Raw genomic sequence first — 1,908 nt, 5'->3', positions numbered from 1 at the left:
ACGCGAGATCGATGGCCATTTGGCGAAATTCCGCCGTAAAGGTGCGAGGGTTTTGCCGTGTCATTGGTGGATTCCTTTCCCGTATAGGTATGATAGCATACATGTCTATACGTTCAGGACCACATCACCTTCACGCCGAGCACGTTGGTGCAGACCCTCGTCTATGGCTGGTTGGCGAACCCAACCGCAAGTTTAGGGCAATTGGCTCAGATGGCGGCACGGGTTGGAGCGACGGTCTCACCGCAAGCCATTGATCGCCGCTTTACGCTGGCCACCGTCGATCTGCTCCATCACGTGTTGCTGGCCAGTATGGAGTATGCGATCAGTGCTGATCCCGTGGCGGTGTCCATCCTCCAACGGTTCACCAGCGTGCGTATTCATGACAGCACGACGATCGGCCTGCCTGATGCGCTGGCGACCACGTATCGTGGCTGTGGCAATGCTTCGGCACGCGGGACGGCAGGCTTGAAATGTGGTGTCCAGCTCGATCTCCTCACCGGAACCCTGTGTGGGATCGACCTCACGGACGGACGGGCTTCGGATCAGGTGTTACTGGTTCAACGTGCCCCGCTGCCTGCCGGAAGTCTCCGGCTCGCTGACCTCGGCTTCTACAACATCCGTATCTTTCGTGAGCTTGCTGCCGCCGAGGTGTATTGGCTGTCACGCGTCCAGAGTCACAGTCGGATTCGGCTGCCAGGACAGAAAGAACAGTCAATTCTGGAGGTCGTGACGGGGTTGGGGGACGCGGATCACTGGGAAGGGACGGTGCTGGTTGGAAGCAAGGAGCGACTCGCGGCCCGCTTATTGGTGCAACGCGTCCCCGATGCCGTGGCGGCACAACGTCGCCAGCGGGTACAAGACGAGGCGCATGACAAGTGCCGCCCGGTCTCCAACGCTGCCATGGATCTGGCGGCATGGACGGTGGTTATCACGAACGCGCCGGAAGACAAGCTCGGCCTCACCGAGGCCATGGTCTTATTGAAAATGCGCTGGCAGATCGAGCTGTTGTTTAAATTGTGGAAGAGTCATGGCCACGTGGATGAATGGCGAACGAAAAAACCTGCCCGGATTTTGTGCGAAATCTATGCGAAATTGCTTGGACTGGTGTTCCAGCAGTGGATTCTGGTGGCAAGTGCGTGGGATACGGCGGAACGCAGTCTGTTCAAAGCGGCGCAAATCGTGATGGCCTATGCGACCGATCTGGCGAGCAGTCGCGGATGTCGTGAGCAATTGGAGACGGTGCTCACGACCCTTGCTAGCATCATTGGGCGGTTGGCGCGGGTGCAGAAACGTCAAAAACGGCCATCGACAGCGCAGCGGTTGTTGGCCTTAACTGCTGGGAGCGGCTAAGGTTGATGCCTATAGGGGAATCTGCGTTTAACCCCATGTTGCGCAAACTCCAACCGAATATGCTCTTAATGTGGGATCGTGGCTTCCATTCTTATCGGATGTTTGCGCAGGCGCAAGCACGGGGTGCACAGGTCCTTGCACGGTTGTCACTCAGTGTCCGCCCCCAGATCTACGAGACCTTGGCCGATGGGTCAGCCTTGATTACGATCACCCCCGTTAACCACGGTCGTCCCGTGCGGGAGGGGGGCATCCAATTACGCATGATCTCCTACCGGCTCACCGATCCGGCCCTAGGGGATACCACGACGATGCATCGTGTGGTGACGAGCTTGCTCGATCCGAGCCGCTATCCCGCCGCTGATCTCGTGTGCGCCTATCACGAACGGTGGGAGATTGCGTTGGCCATTGATGAACTTGATACCCATCAACGCATTGCGCGACAGCCGTTGCGAAGCCAGCAGCCCGTTGGGGTCATCCAAGAATTATATGGGTTATTACTGGCCCACTATTGTATTCGCACGGTCATCCATGATGCTGCGCGTACCCGCACCCTTGATC

At 57.9% G+C, this 1,908-nt stretch carries 1 protein-coding gene and 1 pseudogene; both read left to right on the top strand.

The window, feature by feature from the left end:
• Positions 1-123 precede the first annotated feature (123 nt).
• The gene (locus ABEB26_RS26805) at positions 124-1,350 is read left to right on the top strand and encodes an IS4 family transposase (protein ID WP_345725161.1); all 1,227 of its coding nucleotides are present in this window, start codon (positions 124-126) and stop codon (positions 1,348-1,350) included.
• Positions 1,351-1,658: 308 nt separating this feature from the next.
• Positions 1,659-1,908, top strand: a pseudogene (locus tag ABEB26_RS26800) (IS4 family transposase); the annotation flags it as partial.

It is taken from the genome of Herpetosiphon gulosus (genome assembly GCF_039545135.1).
Classification (GTDB): Bacteria; Chloroflexota; Chloroflexia; order Chloroflexales; family Herpetosiphonaceae; genus Herpetosiphon; species Herpetosiphon gulosus.
Note: the sequence above shows the minus strand (reverse complement) of the source record. Positions and strands in the feature narration are given on the sequence as shown.